The sequence below is a fragment of the Rhodanobacter sp. 7MK24 genome (assembly GCF_014842995.1).
Taxonomy (GTDB): domain Bacteria; phylum Pseudomonadota; class Gammaproteobacteria; order Xanthomonadales; family Rhodanobacteraceae; genus Rhodanobacter_A.
In genome coordinates, this window is record NZ_JACYXL010000011.1 from 1 (window position 1) to 13,392 (window position 13,392).

The 13,392-nt window shown below is 64.7% G+C and carries 15 protein-coding genes; 10 read left to right on the forward strand and 5 right to left on the reverse strand.

The genetic code is table 11. From position 1 onward, the window contains the following. Positions 1-501: 501 nt before the first annotated feature. The 5 genes from IHE49_RS15445 to IHE49_RS15465 form a co-directional block, all read right to left on the reverse strand. Complete coding sequence (locus IHE49_RS15445) at positions 502-1,779, reverse strand: HDOD domain-containing protein (RefSeq protein ID WP_192159523.1); 1,278 nt, start codon at positions 1,777-1,779, stop codon at positions 502-504. 103 nt (positions 1,780-1,882) lie between these two features. After that, positions 1,883-2,326 carry a flagellar protein FlgN gene (locus tag IHE49_RS15450; protein WP_192159525.1) on the reverse strand — a complete coding sequence of 148 codons (444 nt, stop codon included), beginning with the start codon at positions 2,324-2,326 and terminating at the stop codon, positions 1,883-1,885. After that, the gene (flgM, locus tag IHE49_RS15455; protein ID WP_192159529.1) at positions 2,323-2,643 is read right to left on the reverse strand and encodes a flagellar biosynthesis anti-sigma factor FlgM; all 321 of its coding nucleotides are present in this window, start codon (positions 2,641-2,643) and stop codon (positions 2,323-2,325) included. The genes IHE49_RS15450 and flgM overlap by 4 nt, the downstream gene beginning before the upstream one ends. Positions 2,644-2,744: 101 nt before the next feature. Then, positions 2,745-3,452, reverse strand: coding sequence for a flagellar basal body P-ring formation chaperone FlgA (gene flgA, locus IHE49_RS15460; protein WP_192159531.1), 708 nt, complete (start codon positions 3,450-3,452; stop codon positions 2,745-2,747). Then, positions 3,449-4,753: a methyl-accepting chemotaxis protein gene (locus tag IHE49_RS15465; protein WP_192159533.1), complete on the reverse strand. Its 1,305-nt coding sequence runs from the start codon at positions 4,751-4,753 to the stop codon at positions 3,449-3,451. The genes flgA and IHE49_RS15465 overlap by 4 nt, the downstream gene beginning before the upstream one ends. A gap of 184 nt (positions 4,754-4,937) precedes the next feature. On the opposite strand from IHE49_RS15465, the gene IHE49_RS15470 reads away from it, so the two are divergent. From IHE49_RS15470 to flgJ, 10 genes are all read left to right on the forward strand, one after another. Next, positions 4,938-5,870 (forward strand): chemotaxis protein, encoded by a 933-nt coding sequence (locus IHE49_RS15470; RefSeq protein ID WP_192159535.1) that lies wholly within the window; start codon positions 4,938-4,940, stop codon positions 5,868-5,870. 168 nt (positions 5,871-6,038) lie between these two features. After that, complete coding sequence (gene flgB / locus IHE49_RS15475) at positions 6,039-6,452, forward strand: flagellar basal body rod protein FlgB (protein WP_192159537.1); 414 nt, start codon at positions 6,039-6,041, stop codon at positions 6,450-6,452. Continuing rightward, complete coding sequence (gene flgC, locus IHE49_RS15480; RefSeq protein ID WP_192159539.1) at positions 6,452-6,901, forward strand: flagellar basal body rod protein FlgC; 450 nt, start codon at positions 6,452-6,454, stop codon at positions 6,899-6,901. The genes flgB and flgC overlap by 1 nt, the downstream gene beginning before the upstream one ends. A 10-nt stretch (positions 6,902-6,911) precedes the next feature. Beyond that, on the forward strand, positions 6,912-7,643 hold the full coding sequence (locus IHE49_RS15485) for a FlgD immunoglobulin-like domain containing protein (protein WP_192159541.1): 732 nt from the start codon (positions 6,912-6,914) through the stop codon (positions 7,641-7,643). A 37-nt stretch (positions 7,644-7,680) separates the two neighbouring features. Next, positions 7,681-8,901, forward strand: coding sequence for a flagellar hook protein FlgE (flgE, locus tag IHE49_RS15490; protein WP_192159543.1), 1,221 nt, complete (start codon positions 7,681-7,683; stop codon positions 8,899-8,901). Positions 8,902-8,921: 20 nt separating this feature from the next. Next, positions 8,922-9,662: a flagellar basal-body rod protein FlgF gene (gene flgF, locus IHE49_RS15495; protein ID WP_192159545.1), complete on the forward strand. Its 741-nt coding sequence runs from the start codon at positions 8,922-8,924 to the stop codon at positions 9,660-9,662. 28 nt (positions 9,663-9,690) lie between these two features. Continuing rightward, the gene (flgG, locus tag IHE49_RS15500) at positions 9,691-10,476 is read left to right on the forward strand and encodes a flagellar basal-body rod protein FlgG (RefSeq protein WP_192159547.1); all 786 of its coding nucleotides are present in this window, start codon (positions 9,691-9,693) and stop codon (positions 10,474-10,476) included. Between the two features lie 11 nt (positions 10,477-10,487). After that, on the forward strand, positions 10,488-11,165 hold the full coding sequence (gene flgH / locus IHE49_RS15505; protein ID WP_192159549.1) for a flagellar basal body L-ring protein FlgH: 678 nt from the start codon (positions 10,488-10,490) through the stop codon (positions 11,163-11,165). Next, positions 11,165-12,325: a flagellar basal body P-ring protein FlgI gene (locus tag IHE49_RS15510; RefSeq protein WP_192159551.1), complete on the forward strand. Its 1,161-nt coding sequence runs from the start codon at positions 11,165-11,167 to the stop codon at positions 12,323-12,325. Before flgH ends, IHE49_RS15510 begins: the two co-directional genes overlap by 1 nt. Before the next feature lie 12 nt (positions 12,326-12,337). Then, positions 12,338-13,318, forward strand: coding sequence for a flagellar assembly peptidoglycan hydrolase FlgJ (flgJ, locus tag IHE49_RS15515; protein WP_192159553.1), 981 nt, complete (start codon positions 12,338-12,340; stop codon positions 13,316-13,318). Positions 13,319-13,392 lie beyond the last annotated feature (74 nt).

Consider the following 13,392-nt stretch of genomic DNA (forward strand, 5'->3'; position numbering starts at 1 on the left):
GTGCACTTGCATGCAAGAGTAGGTCACCGCCAGGGGCTTTATCCCAAACACCCTTACCGATACCGGTGAGGGTGTTTCTTTTTGCGCCCCTCCAGACGAATCTCTGAAGCGTAGACACCGCTTCCCGCGGACGTATTCGCTAGCTGTAGCGTCCTCGTTGCGACGCCCCCCGGATCCTCAGGAGGTCGAGGCCGGGGCGAAGGTGGCCGAGACGTGCCGCAAGCACGGTGGTATACGTCTTCACCAGCCTGCACGCGCTTCGGTGTATGACCGAGAATTGGCGCCAGTGCTACAACCACCAACGCCCCCATCGCGCACTCGGCGAACTCTCGCCTGTCGCCTACGCCATGGCATCATCAACCACCTCTACTTCCGGCTGACTCGGAAAAGCGAGAACGCTTCAGCTTCACTTGGAAGTCGGGTCCGACCAAGAACAACCCACTCGTCGTTGCTGCGACAGATGAGGTTACGGAATGGCAGGCATTTGCGCGGGAGTGGCTGTTACGCGCTCTTTTCGTTGGCGCTGGCGTAGACCTGGTCGGCCCACTGGGTGGCATTGAGGTAAACCGTAGCCAGTCGCTGGATTCGTTGCGGTGGCACCTGCGCGCTGGTCAACTCGTTGGCTTCCCAGGCGAGGATCTGCCGCAGGATCGTAGCAAACGGGCCGCCGCGGCCGGTCAGTGCATCGCTGATCTCTGGCACAAGGCGTAGATGGGTCAGCAGGAATTCCATCGGCGCGCACATCAAGGTGTCCAGCAAGGAGAACAGGCCGACGGTGAAGGCCATCTCGGTACTGCCGTGTGGCATGCCCTGGGCAAGTTCCTCGCACATGTGGGCGCGGATAAGCGCGGCGCGCAGCAGCTCCGGCGGACGATCGTCCATGCTGCACATGGCCATGGTGTCGATCCAGTTGCGCATGCGGGCAACGCCGAAAAAGATCGCGGCCTGCTGTACCGATTTCAACTGTCGTGGCAATGCGAAATAGGCTGAATTGACGCAGCTCAGGAGCTTGTAGCTGAGCACGGCGTCGTCGCGAATGATGTTGCCGAGTTCGACCGGGCCGGGGTTGCTGTCATGCAGTGCGCCCATCAAGCGCAGCATGCTGAGGCGATTGGCGGTCAACACCGGCACGGCCATTGGCTGCGGTACCAGCAGGTAACGCCCCTGGATCGCTTCCAGCGGCAATGCGAGGCAGCGTTCATAGGTCGCATGATCGTCCACGTGACCGGCGACGACGCTCAAGTCACGGGCGTGCAGGTTTTTCGCCCGCTGCGCGAGCGCTTCAGGCGACAACAAGGTAGCGTCCAGCCGCACGAGCTGAACCATCCGCAGCAGGGCTTCGAACTCAGGACTGTTGCCAGGCTCTGTGGCACCGATATCCAGCATGAACTGGCAGCCGCGCTGCGCCATCAGTTGCAGGCGTGCCATCAGCGCTTCGTCGTCCGCCACATGGGGCTGCAACACTACGCCGATGCGCGGCTGGTGCAGCAGAACATCGGCATCTTCCGGCAACAGTTCGGCCGGCAGGTTGAGAAAGGCGCGATTGCCGCGAACCAGGCGGGTTAAGGCGCCGTCGGTGATCATTGCAAGCACGCTGCGCAGCAGTGCCTGCTCGTCACCGCTTTCGCGATGGAACAGGATTTCGTAGGCGTAGAGGTCGCGCTCACGGTTGAGCAGCGGGACGCGCAACACCGGCAATTGCGGCGATGCGCCATCGTAGGCTTGGGAGTGGGAGGCGGCTGCAGCAGTGGGGGCGGTTGTCGTGCGGGAAGAACTCATGATCGATCCGGTGGCGCGTTTATCGATTGGTCGAGCCGTGGGGCGACTCGCTATTGAAACCACTGCATAGGCTGCAGCAGGAAGTTCAGCCTCGCCTCAAGCCTCAAGCCGCAGCCAGCGGGCGAGAACGTCCTGTGGTATGCAACTCCCCGGTGCGGTCGTAAAGCCCGTTGCCACCATCCACTCCGGTCAGCACGGCAAGAGCCTGGCGCACCATCTGCAGCCGCTGGTTGACGATACTGCCATTACGTTGATTCAGCCGATGGCATTGCTGCAGCGATTGGACTATGGAAGGCCACGCTGGATCAGGTGCGTCTTCGGCCCGCGCCTGCTCGTTCGCCAACTGGCGGCGTTCGACGTCCAACTGTTCCAGCTGCTGCATGAGTGCCTGTTTGCGTGTGCCGGCCTGACCGAGCGCCACGGTATCGCCGGCGACGAGCGCGGCGCGCTCGTCTTCAAGCACTTGCTCGAACATGGTCAGCGCCACGCGCATATCGCTCAGCGTGGCGGTGATGGCTTGATCGAACTCATGCTGCAAAGAGGTCATGCCTTGCTCGTACCACCGAGCTGCTGTTCCATGGACACCAGGCGGTCGGCAATGCGGCCGGCATCGATCTTGTAGCTGCCATTTGCCAGCGACTGTCGCACCTGCTCAACCCGCTGCGAATCGACCTCGGTGGCATTGGTGCGCGATGCCTGTTGCAGTGCCTTGGCCGAGTCGGTCAGCTTGAGTTGGTCGTCGGCTTGGGCAGCGGGCGCCCCGGAACTGGTCACGGAGGAAGAGTCCGTTGCCTGACTATTGCCGGTTGGGCTGGCTGGTTGCTGGAGTTTCGGCAAGCCGCTGTTGGAAATGGTCGTATTCATGTGTCCGTACCCGTTTCAGAATGGCCCTGTACCAGTTGGATCGGCCAGCAGCATAGGAACTTTAGAGGGTGGAGTGGGATAGGTGAAGGCATGGCTGGCTCTCAGGGCAGTGCCTGTACCATGCCGGGTCCGCGGACCATGGCATCAAGCACCTTGCCGGAACTCTCGTTTCGAACCCGTAAACGGGCGCCATCGTCGCCGCTGCCCAAGGCCACGCCATCGGCGCGAACCACGATGTCGCCCAACTGGGCCAATACTTGCACATGGTCGCCCGCGCGTACCGTTTGCCGTCCCCCCAGTTCAGCCGGCGTGAGCACGCTGCCGCCCGGCAAGGCGCGGGCGAGGGAGCGTCCGGCCAACTGATCGAATGTGTCGACGTATCCGTAGCCGAGCCGGGTCACGTCGCGCTCTTCGTCGTGCACATCGGCCAGATCGAGCCCGTCGCCGCGCTGCAATGGCCGGTTGGTCACCAGCACGTGGTGGAACAGCTGCAATTGCACCTGCACGCGCACGGCCCAGCTGCCCGGGCATTGCACGGGTACGCTGAGGCGAGGCGCAGGGCGGATGGCGTCGGACAGCTCGGCGTGCAAGGGCTGCTCGCAAGGTGCCAGGTGCAGGCGCAAGGCGAGCGGCAGGGCCTGTACCTCCACGCGATTGCCCGGCAGGTCGAATCTGGCGCGCACCGCATGTTCGGCGGCTGCGCGGATGGCGTCGGGTGGTGACGCGGTGGCGAGGCCCGTGCCCGACCACGCCGCCAGGCCCAGCCATGCCGCCGCATGCAGTCCTGAGCTGGCGTGCGACCTGCTCATGCGTCCGTCAGCAGGTTGTCGAGTTGCACAAGCAGAGAGTCGCGCCCGGACTCGATCTGTTGCGAGAGTGCGCTGGCCTGGGCGGTCTCGCCGTCGCAAAGCAGAGCGACGAAACGGGTACCCTGCTCGCACAGCTGCGAGCCGGCGCTGGCAAGGCCGACAACGGCCGGTTTGTGCGGTTCCAGGGCGCCCAGCCGTTCGACGCTGGCGCGAATTGCATGGGTGTCGAACCAGCGACGATCCACTGCGGCTGGATCGAGCAGGGCCAGTTCGGCTGCTTGGCGCAGATTGAGGGAGGCTTCGCGCACGATCAGGCTGAGGCTGCCCGGGTCGTTGCCGCTGCTGGTTTCCAGCCAGTCCAGGCTCAACCGATGGGAGAGCAGCGCGGCGCGCCGCAGCGAATCGGATTGGCGTTTTGCCTCGCCTGAGCGTCGCTGCAGGGAGCCAAGCGCAGCCTGTGCGCTGGTGGCGCGAGCGTGCTGGGTGTCGTTGCTTTGTTGCAGCTTGCGGACGCGCTCGCTGGCTGCCTGCAGCGACTGGTTGCCCGCGCCCAGCGTGGTGCCCGATTGCGCCGCGCCGGTCTGGGCGCGGTCGAGCTGCTGCAGGCTGTGTTGCACATCGCCGTTCAATTGCGTGGAGAAGTCGCCGATCGAGCTGGTGACGTTCTCGATCTCGGCGGTGGTAAGGGAGGTCTTTTCCGCCAGCTGCTTGACCTCGTCGGCGACCACGGCGAAGCCCCGGCCGGCTTCGCCGGCGCGCGCGGCTTCAATCGCTGCGTTCAGTGCCACCAGATTGGTCTGATGGGCGATTTCCTGCACGGTGGTGGTGAGCTTGCGAATCTGTTCCACCTGCTCGGCCAGCTTGCTCTGGTTTCGGTTCATCGCTGCCAATGCGCTGCGCAGCAGGCGCAACTGGCCGTCGAGTTCGCTGACCGAGCCGTTGCCGGCGGCGCTGGCCTTGCAGGCCTGCTCCAGTTCGGCGCCCACCTGCTGCAGAGCCGTCGAGATACCGGCGCTGCCGTCCGTCAAGCTATCGACGCCGCTGCGACTGTCGTCGGCGGCCTTGCCCAGCGAGGCCTGCTCGCGCGCGAGCTGCTGTACGGCGGCCAGCACCAGGCTCTGCTGCTCCACGGCTTGCAGCGCAACGGTCGCCGGCGGGCGGCTGGCGGCGCGCGCCAGCAATGGCGCCAGCGTCTGCGCGGCACGGGGGTGCTGGCGGCGCAGCGTGGCAAGCCGCGCTTCGTCGCCAGCGGCGGCGGCTTCCACCAGAAGGGCGATGTGCTGGTTCCAGATCAGGCTCATGGGGCGAACGTCACCTTGAATGTCGAGGGGCGGCATACCAATGCCGGGCACTGCATCGGCCAAATCCGCCGGTTCTTGAGAAAGCAAGCCGTGTGCCATGACGGCGGACTCAAGCGGGGGACAGCGCGGTCGATACGGTGCGCGTAGAGCCGCTCTGCGCGGCGGATCAATGCGAGGAGACCGCATGGGCGGCACGCTGCTGGAAAAGGTGGAGCAACACACCCGGCTCGCCGGGCACAACCGTGTGGCCATGTTGCTGTTCCGGCTCGGTGACGCGCAACTGTTCGGCATCAATGTGTTCAAGGTGCGCGAGGTCATGCGCCGGCCGCCGCTGGAACGCATGATGGGCATACACGAATTGCTGGCAGGCAGTTGCGACTATCGCGGGCAGACCATTCCGGTGATCGATCTGGCCGCCGCGCTGGGCTATCCGCCCTTGCGCGACGAGGCTTCGGCGCATCTGATGGTCACCGAATTCAGCCGTTCGGTGCAGGGTTTCCTGGTCGCCGATCTGCAGCGCATGGTGCAGTGCGATGGCGACAAGATGGCCGCGCCACCCGCTGCGCTGGGTTTCGGCAACAAGGTCAATGCGGTGACCCGGCTGGATGGCGCCTTGCTGGCCGTGGTGGACGTGGAGCAGGTGCTGGCCAGCATCGATTCGGCACCGGCCGATCTTTCCATACAGATGCAACGCCTTGCCGACGCGCGTGTGCTGTCGCCGCGGCGGGTGTTGGTGGCAGACGATTCGCTGATCGCCCGCCGTCGCCTGGTGGCGCTGTTCAAGCAGATGAACATCGAATGCATAGTGGCGAAGGACGGCCGCGAGGCGCTGGACAAGCTGCGCAAGCTGGCCGCGGGCGATCCGGCCGAAGGCGTGAAGCTGGTGGTATCCGACATCGAAATGCCGCGCCTGGATGGTTACGCGCTGACGCGCGCTATCCGCGAGACGCCTGAGCTGTGCCGGTTGAAGGTGGTGCTGCACAGCTCGCTGTCGGGCGGTTTCAACGAGGCGATGGTGAAGGAAGTGAAGGCCGACGCTTTCGTCGCCAAGTTCCAGCCTGATCTGCTGGCGCAAGCGGTATTCGAGCTGCTACCGGCGAACGCGACGTCCACCTGACGCCCTGAAACCGACGCCGGCAGGGTGTCAACAAACCGACTTTCCTAGGACACCGCCCTTGCGGTGTCGCGGCGAAAACCCCGTCAGCCCAGTCGTGGTAAGGGTTTCGGCATAGTGGCATGTAATTTGCCTTCTGCTCCATGCGTCAATCGCACGCGGAGCAGACCGATGAGCACGATCCCGCAAGACCTGTTTGGAATCCATACCCGGGCGATGGATCTGTGGCAGCGCCGTGCCGAAGTGCTGGCCAACAATCTGGCCAACGCCGACACGCCGGGCTACCTCGCGCGCGACGTCGATTTTCGCAAAGCGCTGGCAGCGGCAAGCGGCTCTGCCGGCGGCAATCTGCCGCTGGAAACCCCTTCGGCAGGGCAAATCGGCGACGTATCCAACACGGGCACGAACGGAACGGCGCTGGCGTATCGCGTACCGACGCAGCCCAGCATGGACGGCAACACCGTCGATGCCCAGGTCGAGCAGGCCGATTTCGCCGCGAACAGCGTGCATTACCAGGCCAGTCTTTCCTTCATCACGGCGCAGATCCACATGCTGCGCACCGCTATCACCGGAGGGCAGAGCTGATGTCACTCGATTCCATCTTCAACGTGGCGGGTTCGGGCATGGCCGCGCAGTCGTTGCGGCTCAATACCGTGGCCAGCAACCTGGCCAACGCCGAGAGCGTGTCGGGCACCCCGGAAGGCGCCTACCACTCGCGCGAGCCCTTGTTCGCCGCGATCCAGAAGCAGCAGTTCGCGCAGTTCGGCGATGGCCAGGGCAACAGCAATGCCGATGCGGGTGCCAGCGAGGGCGTGCAGGTACTCGGCATCACCGAAAGCCAGGATGCGATCCCCCAGCGCTATGAGCCGGGCAACCCGTTGGCCAATGCCGACGGCTACGTCTACGGCAGCAACGTCAACCCTGTCGATGAGCTGGTGAACATGATTTCGGCGTCGCGTTCGTACCAGAACAACGTCGAAGTGATGAATACCGCCAAGCAATTGATGGTCAAAACCTTGACCTTGGGCCAGTGAGTTTTCCGTCATGACCACGATAAACACCACAAATGCGGCGAGCACTGCCAATACCGCCGGCACCACAAGCAGCACGGCAAGCGCTTCTGGCAGTTACTCGGGTTCCGGCAACAGTTCGGGCTCCGTCGGCGCCTCGCTCGGCAGTTCGTTGAGCCAGGCCGACTTCCTGCAACTGCTTACCGCCCAGTTGCAGGCGCAGGATCCCACCAACCCGATGGACAACACGCAATTCGTGTCGCAGCTGGCGCAGTTCAGCCAGCTGGCTTCCACGCAAAACCTCAACACCACCGTCAACACTCTCTCCAGCCAGGTCACCAGCGCCATGCAGACCTCGCAGGTGCTCGGCTCGGTGAGCCTGGTGGGACGCAACGTGATGGTGCCGTCGGACAGTCTCAGCTATGCCGGCAGCACGATGAGCGGAGCCGTGGGCGTCACTAATGCATCTTCCGACGTCGAGCTCGTGGTCAAGGACAGCAGCGGCAAGGAGGTGCGCACGATCGACCTTGGTGCCCAGCAGCCCGGCCTGGCGAATTTCAGCTGGGACGGCAAGGACGACAACGGCAACCAGCTGCCGACGGGCACCTACAGCATCACGGCGGCCGATCAAGGCGGCAACGCGCTTTCCACCTATGCCAGCGGCTCGGTCACTGGCGTGGGTTACGGCGGCACCAGTGTGGGCACGTATGTGCAGGTAAGCGGCGTGGGCGGCGTACCGCTCAGTTCGATCGCGCAGATCAACTGATCGCCGATAACAACCCTTTCAACGAGGTAACGAAGTCATGGCACTCAACCAAGCGCTCAGCGGCCTGAATGGCGCGCAGGCCGATCTCAACGTCATCGCCAACAACATCGCCAACGCCAACACGACGGGCTTCAAGGGCTCGCGCGCGGAGTTCGCGGACATCTACGCGGTGAGCGGCGTCAACCTCAGCGCCACTGCGGTGGGCAGCGGTACGCGCATGACCGACGTGGCGCAGCAGTTCGCCCAGGGCGACATCGAAACCACCGGCAACAGCCTGGACATGGCGATCAGCGGCAACGGTTTCTTCGTGGTGAACACCGGCAACGGCTATGCCTATACGCGCGATGGTGCGTTCCAGCAGGATGCCAATGGCAACGTGGTCACGCAGGATGGCTACAAGGTACAGGTCTATCCCTACAGCGCCGCCAGCGGCAGCGTCGATACGAGCACGCTGACCAACTTGAACCTGGTCACCGCGCAGAGCGCGGCCACGCCCACCAGCACGGCGACGATCACCTCGAACCTGCCGGCGAACGCCACAGCGCCAGCGCTGGCCTTCGACCCCACCAATCCGGCCACCTTCAACAATTCGACTACGTTCACCGTGTACGACAGCCTTGGTTCTTCGCACCAGGCCACGGTCTATTACGTGAAAACCGGCACCAACACCTGGGATGCGAACCTGTATGTGGACGGCCAATCCGCCGGCACGCAGGCGTTGACCTTCAGCTCGTCCGGCACATTGACCACTCCGGCCAACGGCATCGTCACCTACAACTCGCTGAACTACGGCAACGGTGCCAATGCGCAGGCGTTGTCGGTCAACTTCAGCCAGACCACGCAGTACGGCTCCGCCTATGCCGCAGGCACCATCAGCCAGAACGGCTACACCGCTGGCGCGCTGTCTTCGATCAATGTCGACAACACCGGCGTCGTCACCGCCAATTACTCCAACGGCCAGAGCAGCGAACTGGGCCAGCTGGCGATGGCCAACTTCCAGAACCTGCAGGGTCTGACCCAGCTCGGCAGCGCCAGCTGGTCGGCCAGCACGGCTTCGGGCACGGCCGTGATGGGCACGGCGGGCAGCGGCCAGTACGGCACCATCCAGTCCGGCGCGCTGGAGGAATCCAACACCAGCGACACCACCGCGCAGCTGGTGGACATGATCCAGGCGCAGCGCGACTACCAGGCCAATGCGCAGGTGCTGTCCACCGACGACACGCTGGCATCCACGCTGTTCAGCGCCGTCTCGCGGTAAACCCGCTGAGGTAGGTCACCATGGACCGTTCCGTCTACATCGCCATGACCGGGGCCACGCAGATCATGCAGGCCCAGGACGTGGTGAGCCACAACCTGGCCAATGCCAGCACCACAGGCTTCAAGAGCGAGCTCGATGCGTTCCGAAGCCTGCCGGTGCTGGGGCCGGGCAGCCCCACGCGCATCAACGCCGTGGCGCAGAGCATCGGACGGAACGACGGGCAGGGCACCTTGCAGCAGACCGGTCGCCCGTTGGACGTGGCGATGCGCGGATCGGGCTGGATCGCGGTGCAGGCGCCGGACGGAAGCGAGGCTTACACGCGTGCCGGCAGCCTGCAGCTGGCTGCCGACGGCACGCTCACCGATGCCGCCGGCAATCCCGTGATCGGCAGCGGTGGCCCGATCACCGTTCCCGCCAGCACGCAAATCGTGATTGGCGGCGACGGCACCATTTCATCCGTGCCGCTGGGGCAGGCGGCGAGCTCGCTCAACCAGGTCGACCAGATCAAGCTGGTCAATCCCGACCCTTCGCAGCTTTCCAAAGGCGCCGACGGCCTGCTGCACATGAACGACGGCAGCAGTGCCGATGCCGACCCCAGCGTGCAGTTGGTGTCCGGCACCCTGGAAGGCAGCAACGTCAATCCGTCGGAAGAGCTGGTGCGGATGATTTCCCTGTCGCGCCAATACGACATGCAGGTGCGGTCGATCAAGACCGCCGAAGACGACGCCGACGACAGCATCAAGCTGTTGCAGTCGAACTGAATCAAGTCACTTTTAGCGGAGCCACGCCATGTTCTCCTCACTCTGGATCGCCAAGACCGGCCTCGATGCGCAACAGACGAATCTGGATGCCATCTCCAACAATCTGGCCAACGCCAGCACTACCGGCTTCAAGTCTTCGCGCCCGGAATTCCAGGACTTGATGTACCAGAACCTGAGCCAGCCCGGTGCGCAGACCACCCAGCAGACGGAGTCGCCCTCGGGCTTGCTGATGGGTACCGGCGTGCGTGTGGTGGCCAACGAAAAGATGTTCACCGAAGGCGCGATCGCGCAGACCGGCAACGCGCTGGACGTGGCCATCCAGGGGCGCGGCTTCCTGCAGGTGACCATGCCCGACGGCACCACCGATTACACCCGCGACGGCTCGCTGCATACTGATGCCAACGGCCAGATCGTGACCGCCGACGGCTATCCGATCGAGCCGGCCATCACCCTTCCGCAGGGCGCGCAAAGCATCACCATCGGTACCGATGGCACGGTCAGTGCCACCCTGGCGGGGCAGGCCGCGCCGCAGCAGGTGGGCGTGCTGCAGATGGCTGACTTCATCAATCCCGCAGGTCTGCAGTCTGTTGGCCAGAACCTGTATCAGGAGACGGCGTCCAGCGGCACGCCGCAGACCGGGCAGGCCGGCGTGAACGGCATGGGCACCCTGCTGCAGGGCTCGCTGGAGTCCTCCAACGTCAACGTCGTGGAGGCGATGGTGGACATGATCCAGACCCAGCGCACCTACGAAATGAATTCCAAATCCATCAGCGCCGCAGACAGCATGCTGCAGACGCTCACCACCAACATGTGAGGTTGGCCAACGTGCGCACCACGGCCCTTTTCCAGTATTTCGCGCTCGCCTTCGCCCTGCTCGTGCTGTCCGGCTGCGCTGTTCTGCAGCAGCAGAAGCGCGACGATGCGACGTGGGCTGCCACGCCGCCGGAGCCGGCACAGTCGGCGCCCCCTGCCGATGGCTCGATCTATCACGACGAGCAGGGCATGGAGCTGTTCTCCGATTCGCGCGCACATCGTACCGGCGACGTCCTGACCATCGTGCTGGTGGAAAACACGCAGGCCGTCAAGAAGGCCAGTACCAGCACCAGCAAGACCGACAAGACCAGCTTCGGTGCTCCTACCATCCTCGGCCGTACGATCAATGGCGCCACGGTGGCAACCGACGGCGATCGCAGCTTCGACGGCACCGGTTCCAGCAGCCAGAGCAACCAGCTCACCGGCAACATCACCGTCACCGTGGTGAAGCGCCTTGCCAACGGCACCCTGATGGTGCGCGGCGAGAAGTGGCTCACCATCAACCAGGGTCAGGAGCTGATCCGCATCGCCGGTATCGTGCGCCCGCAGGACATCGGGCAGGACAATTCCGTGCCCTCCACGCGCGTCGCCGACGCGCAGATCTCCTATACCGGTCGCGGCACCTTGGCCGATGCGAACACGCAGGGCTGGCTGTCGCGTTTCTTCAACTCTAAGTGGATGCCTTTCTGATGAACGCTCGTGGCTCCGCTGCCGTCGCTGTTGCGCCGCTGCGCAAGTGGGTGCAATCCATTGCGCTCGGGCTCGTCGTCGCGCTGCTCGCATTTCCTGCCGCCCCGGCCCGCGCCGACAAGATCCGCGACCTTGCCTCGGTGGGTGGAGTGCGCAGCAACCAGCTGATTGGCTACGGCCTGGTGGTGGGTCTGGACGGTTCCGGCGACCAGACTACGCAGACGCCGTTCACCACGCAGAGCGTGGAGAACATGCTGCAGCAATTCGGCGTCAACATTCCGGCAGGCGTGACGGCGCCGCAGCTGAAGAATGCGGCGGCGGTGACCATCACCGCCGAACTGCCGCCGTTCGCCAAGCCAGGCCAGGCCATCGACGTCACCGTGGCCTCGATCGGCAACGCAAAGAGCATCCGCGGTGGCGAACTGCTGATGTCGCCGCTGCGCGGCGCCGACGGCAACGTCTATGCGATTGCCCAGGGTAGTGTGGTAGTGGGCGGCATCACGGCAAAGGGCAAGAGTGGCAGCAGCGTGGAGAAGAACATCTCCGCCAGCGGCCGCATTCCCGGCGGCGCCACGGTAGAGCGCAGCGTACCTTCCGCATTCGCGGGTACGGACGACCTGCGGCTGAACCTGAACTCGCCGGACTTCACCACCGTGTCGCGCATCGTGAGCACGATCAACCGCACCTACGGCTCCGGCACCGCGCGCGCGGTGGACGGCGGCACGGTGGACGTGCGCGTGCCGCAGGACCCCACCCAGAAAGTGGCGTGGCTGGGCACCATTCAGAACCTGGACGTGACCCCGGGCGACCCGCCCGCGCGGGTGGTGGTGAACTCGCGCACCGGCACCGTGGTGATTGGTTCGGATGTGCGCGTTTCCGCGGCCGCGGTGGCGCATGGCTCCATCCAGGTCACCATCAGCGAGCAACCGCAGGTCAGCCAGCCAGGGGCCTTCAGCAAGGGCCAGACCGTGGTGGTTCCCTCCAGCAACGTGCAGGTCAGCGAGGATGGCGGCCACATGTTCAAGTTCGGCCCGGGTGTGAGCCTGGACACCATCGTGCGCGCGGTGAACCAGGTGGGCGCCTCGCCCAGCGACCTGATCTCGATCTTGCAGGCGCTGAAGCAAGCCGGCGCGCTGCATGCGGATCTGGTGGTCATCTAGCCAGCCACTGCCATGAGCGACGCCGCGCTGCCTTCCAACAATTCGCTGAGCACCTGGACCGATCTGTCCGGGTTCAACCGGCTGCGTGCGCAGGCCCAGAGCGACAGCAAGGCGGTGTTGCCGGCGGTGGCCAAGCAGTTCGAGGCCATGTTCACCCAGATGATGCTGAAGTCCATGCGCGAAGCCAGCGACAGCCTTGGCGACGCGATGGGTGACAGCGACGCCGGCAAGACGTACCGCGACCTGTTCGACCAGCAGCTTTCGGTAAGCCTCTCCCAGAGCGGCAAGGGGCTGGGCATCGCGCAGATGCTGGTTCGCCAGCTGGGTGGACAGAACGCGTCGGCGGCAGGTGCCGCTGGCGGTGCGAACGGCTCGGCGGACGATCCCGACGGCATCGGCGACCCCACCAAGCTGCCGGCCAATGCCGACCAGTTCCAGCGTCGCCTCGCCAATGTGGTCGAGGCGGGGCGTGAACTGGGCCGCAGCGCGATGAAATGGTTGCCGCAGGACGCGCAGGAGTTCGTGCGCGCGCTGGCGCCCTACGCCGAAGCGGCCGCCCAGAAGCTGGGTGTGTCGGTACGCACCGTGCTGGCCCAGGCGGCACTGGAAACCCAATGGGGCAAGCACATGCCGCGCAGCTCCGACGGCTCCACCAGCTTCAACCTGTTCGGCATGAAAGCCGGCGGCAGCTGGGACGGCCAGAAGGTCAGCGTACCCACACTGGAGTACGAAGATGGCGTGGCGGTGCGCCGGCATGCACAGTTCCGCGCCTACAGCTCGCCGGCGCAGTCATTCCAGGACTACGCCTCGCTGATCGCCTCCAACCCGCGCTACGCGGCGGCGAAGGGTCATGGCGACGACGTGCGAGGCTTTGCCAATGCGCTGGCGCAAGGTGGCTATGCCACCGACCCCGACTACGCCGAGAAGATCAGTGCCATCGCCAACAGTTCGCAGATGCACCAGGCGCTGGCGGCCTTGAGAGCCGGTATATGACCTCCCCATGGCCCGCGTTGCCTTGCCGTAGCCACCAGGTGGTAGTGCGTGGCGCAGCGCCTGCCTGGCTGGCA

Bases quoted from the DNA above. Each gene is read 5' to 3' on its own strand.
- flgJ (WP_192159553.1), top strand. From the start codon at position 12,338: ATGAGCGACGCCGCGCTGCCTTCCAACAATTCGCTGAGCACCTGGACC.
- flgC (WP_192159539.1), top strand. From the start codon at position 6,452: ATGTCACTCGATTCCATCTTCAACGTGGCGGGTTCGGGCATGGCCGCG.
- IHE49_RS15450 (WP_192159525.1), bottom strand. From the start codon at position 2,326: ATGACCTCTTTGCAGCATGAGTTCGATCAAGCCATCACCGCCACGCTG.
- IHE49_RS15445 (WP_192159523.1), bottom strand. From the start codon at position 1,779: ATGAGTTCTTCCCGCACGACAACCGCCCCCACTGCTGCAGCCGCCTCC.
- flgF (WP_192159545.1), top strand. From the start codon at position 8,922: ATGGACCGTTCCGTCTACATCGCCATGACCGGGGCCACGCAGATCATG.
- flgG (WP_192159547.1), top strand. From the start codon at position 9,691: ATGTTCTCCTCACTCTGGATCGCCAAGACCGGCCTCGATGCGCAACAG.
- flgA (WP_192159531.1), bottom strand. From the start codon at position 3,452: ATGAGCAGGTCGCACGCCAGCTCAGGACTGCATGCGGCGGCATGGCTG.
- IHE49_RS15485 (WP_192159541.1), top strand. From the start codon at position 6,912: ATGACCACGATAAACACCACAAATGCGGCGAGCACTGCCAATACCGCC.
- flgE (WP_192159543.1), top strand. From the start codon at position 7,681: ATGGCACTCAACCAAGCGCTCAGCGGCCTGAATGGCGCGCAGGCCGAT.
- flgM (WP_192159529.1), bottom strand. From the start codon at position 2,643: ATGAATACGACCATTTCCAACAGCGGCTTGCCGAAACTCCAGCAACCA.
- IHE49_RS15510 (WP_192159551.1), top strand. From the start codon at position 11,165: ATGAACGCTCGTGGCTCCGCTGCCGTCGCTGTTGCGCCGCTGCGCAAG.
- IHE49_RS15465 (WP_192159533.1), bottom strand. From the start codon at position 4,753: ATGAGCCTGATCTGGAACCAGCACATCGCCCTTCTGGTGGAAGCCGCC.
- flgB (WP_192159537.1), top strand. From the start codon at position 6,039: ATGAGCACGATCCCGCAAGACCTGTTTGGAATCCATACCCGGGCGATG.
- IHE49_RS15470 (WP_192159535.1), top strand. From the start codon at position 4,938: ATGGGCGGCACGCTGCTGGAAAAGGTGGAGCAACACACCCGGCTCGCC.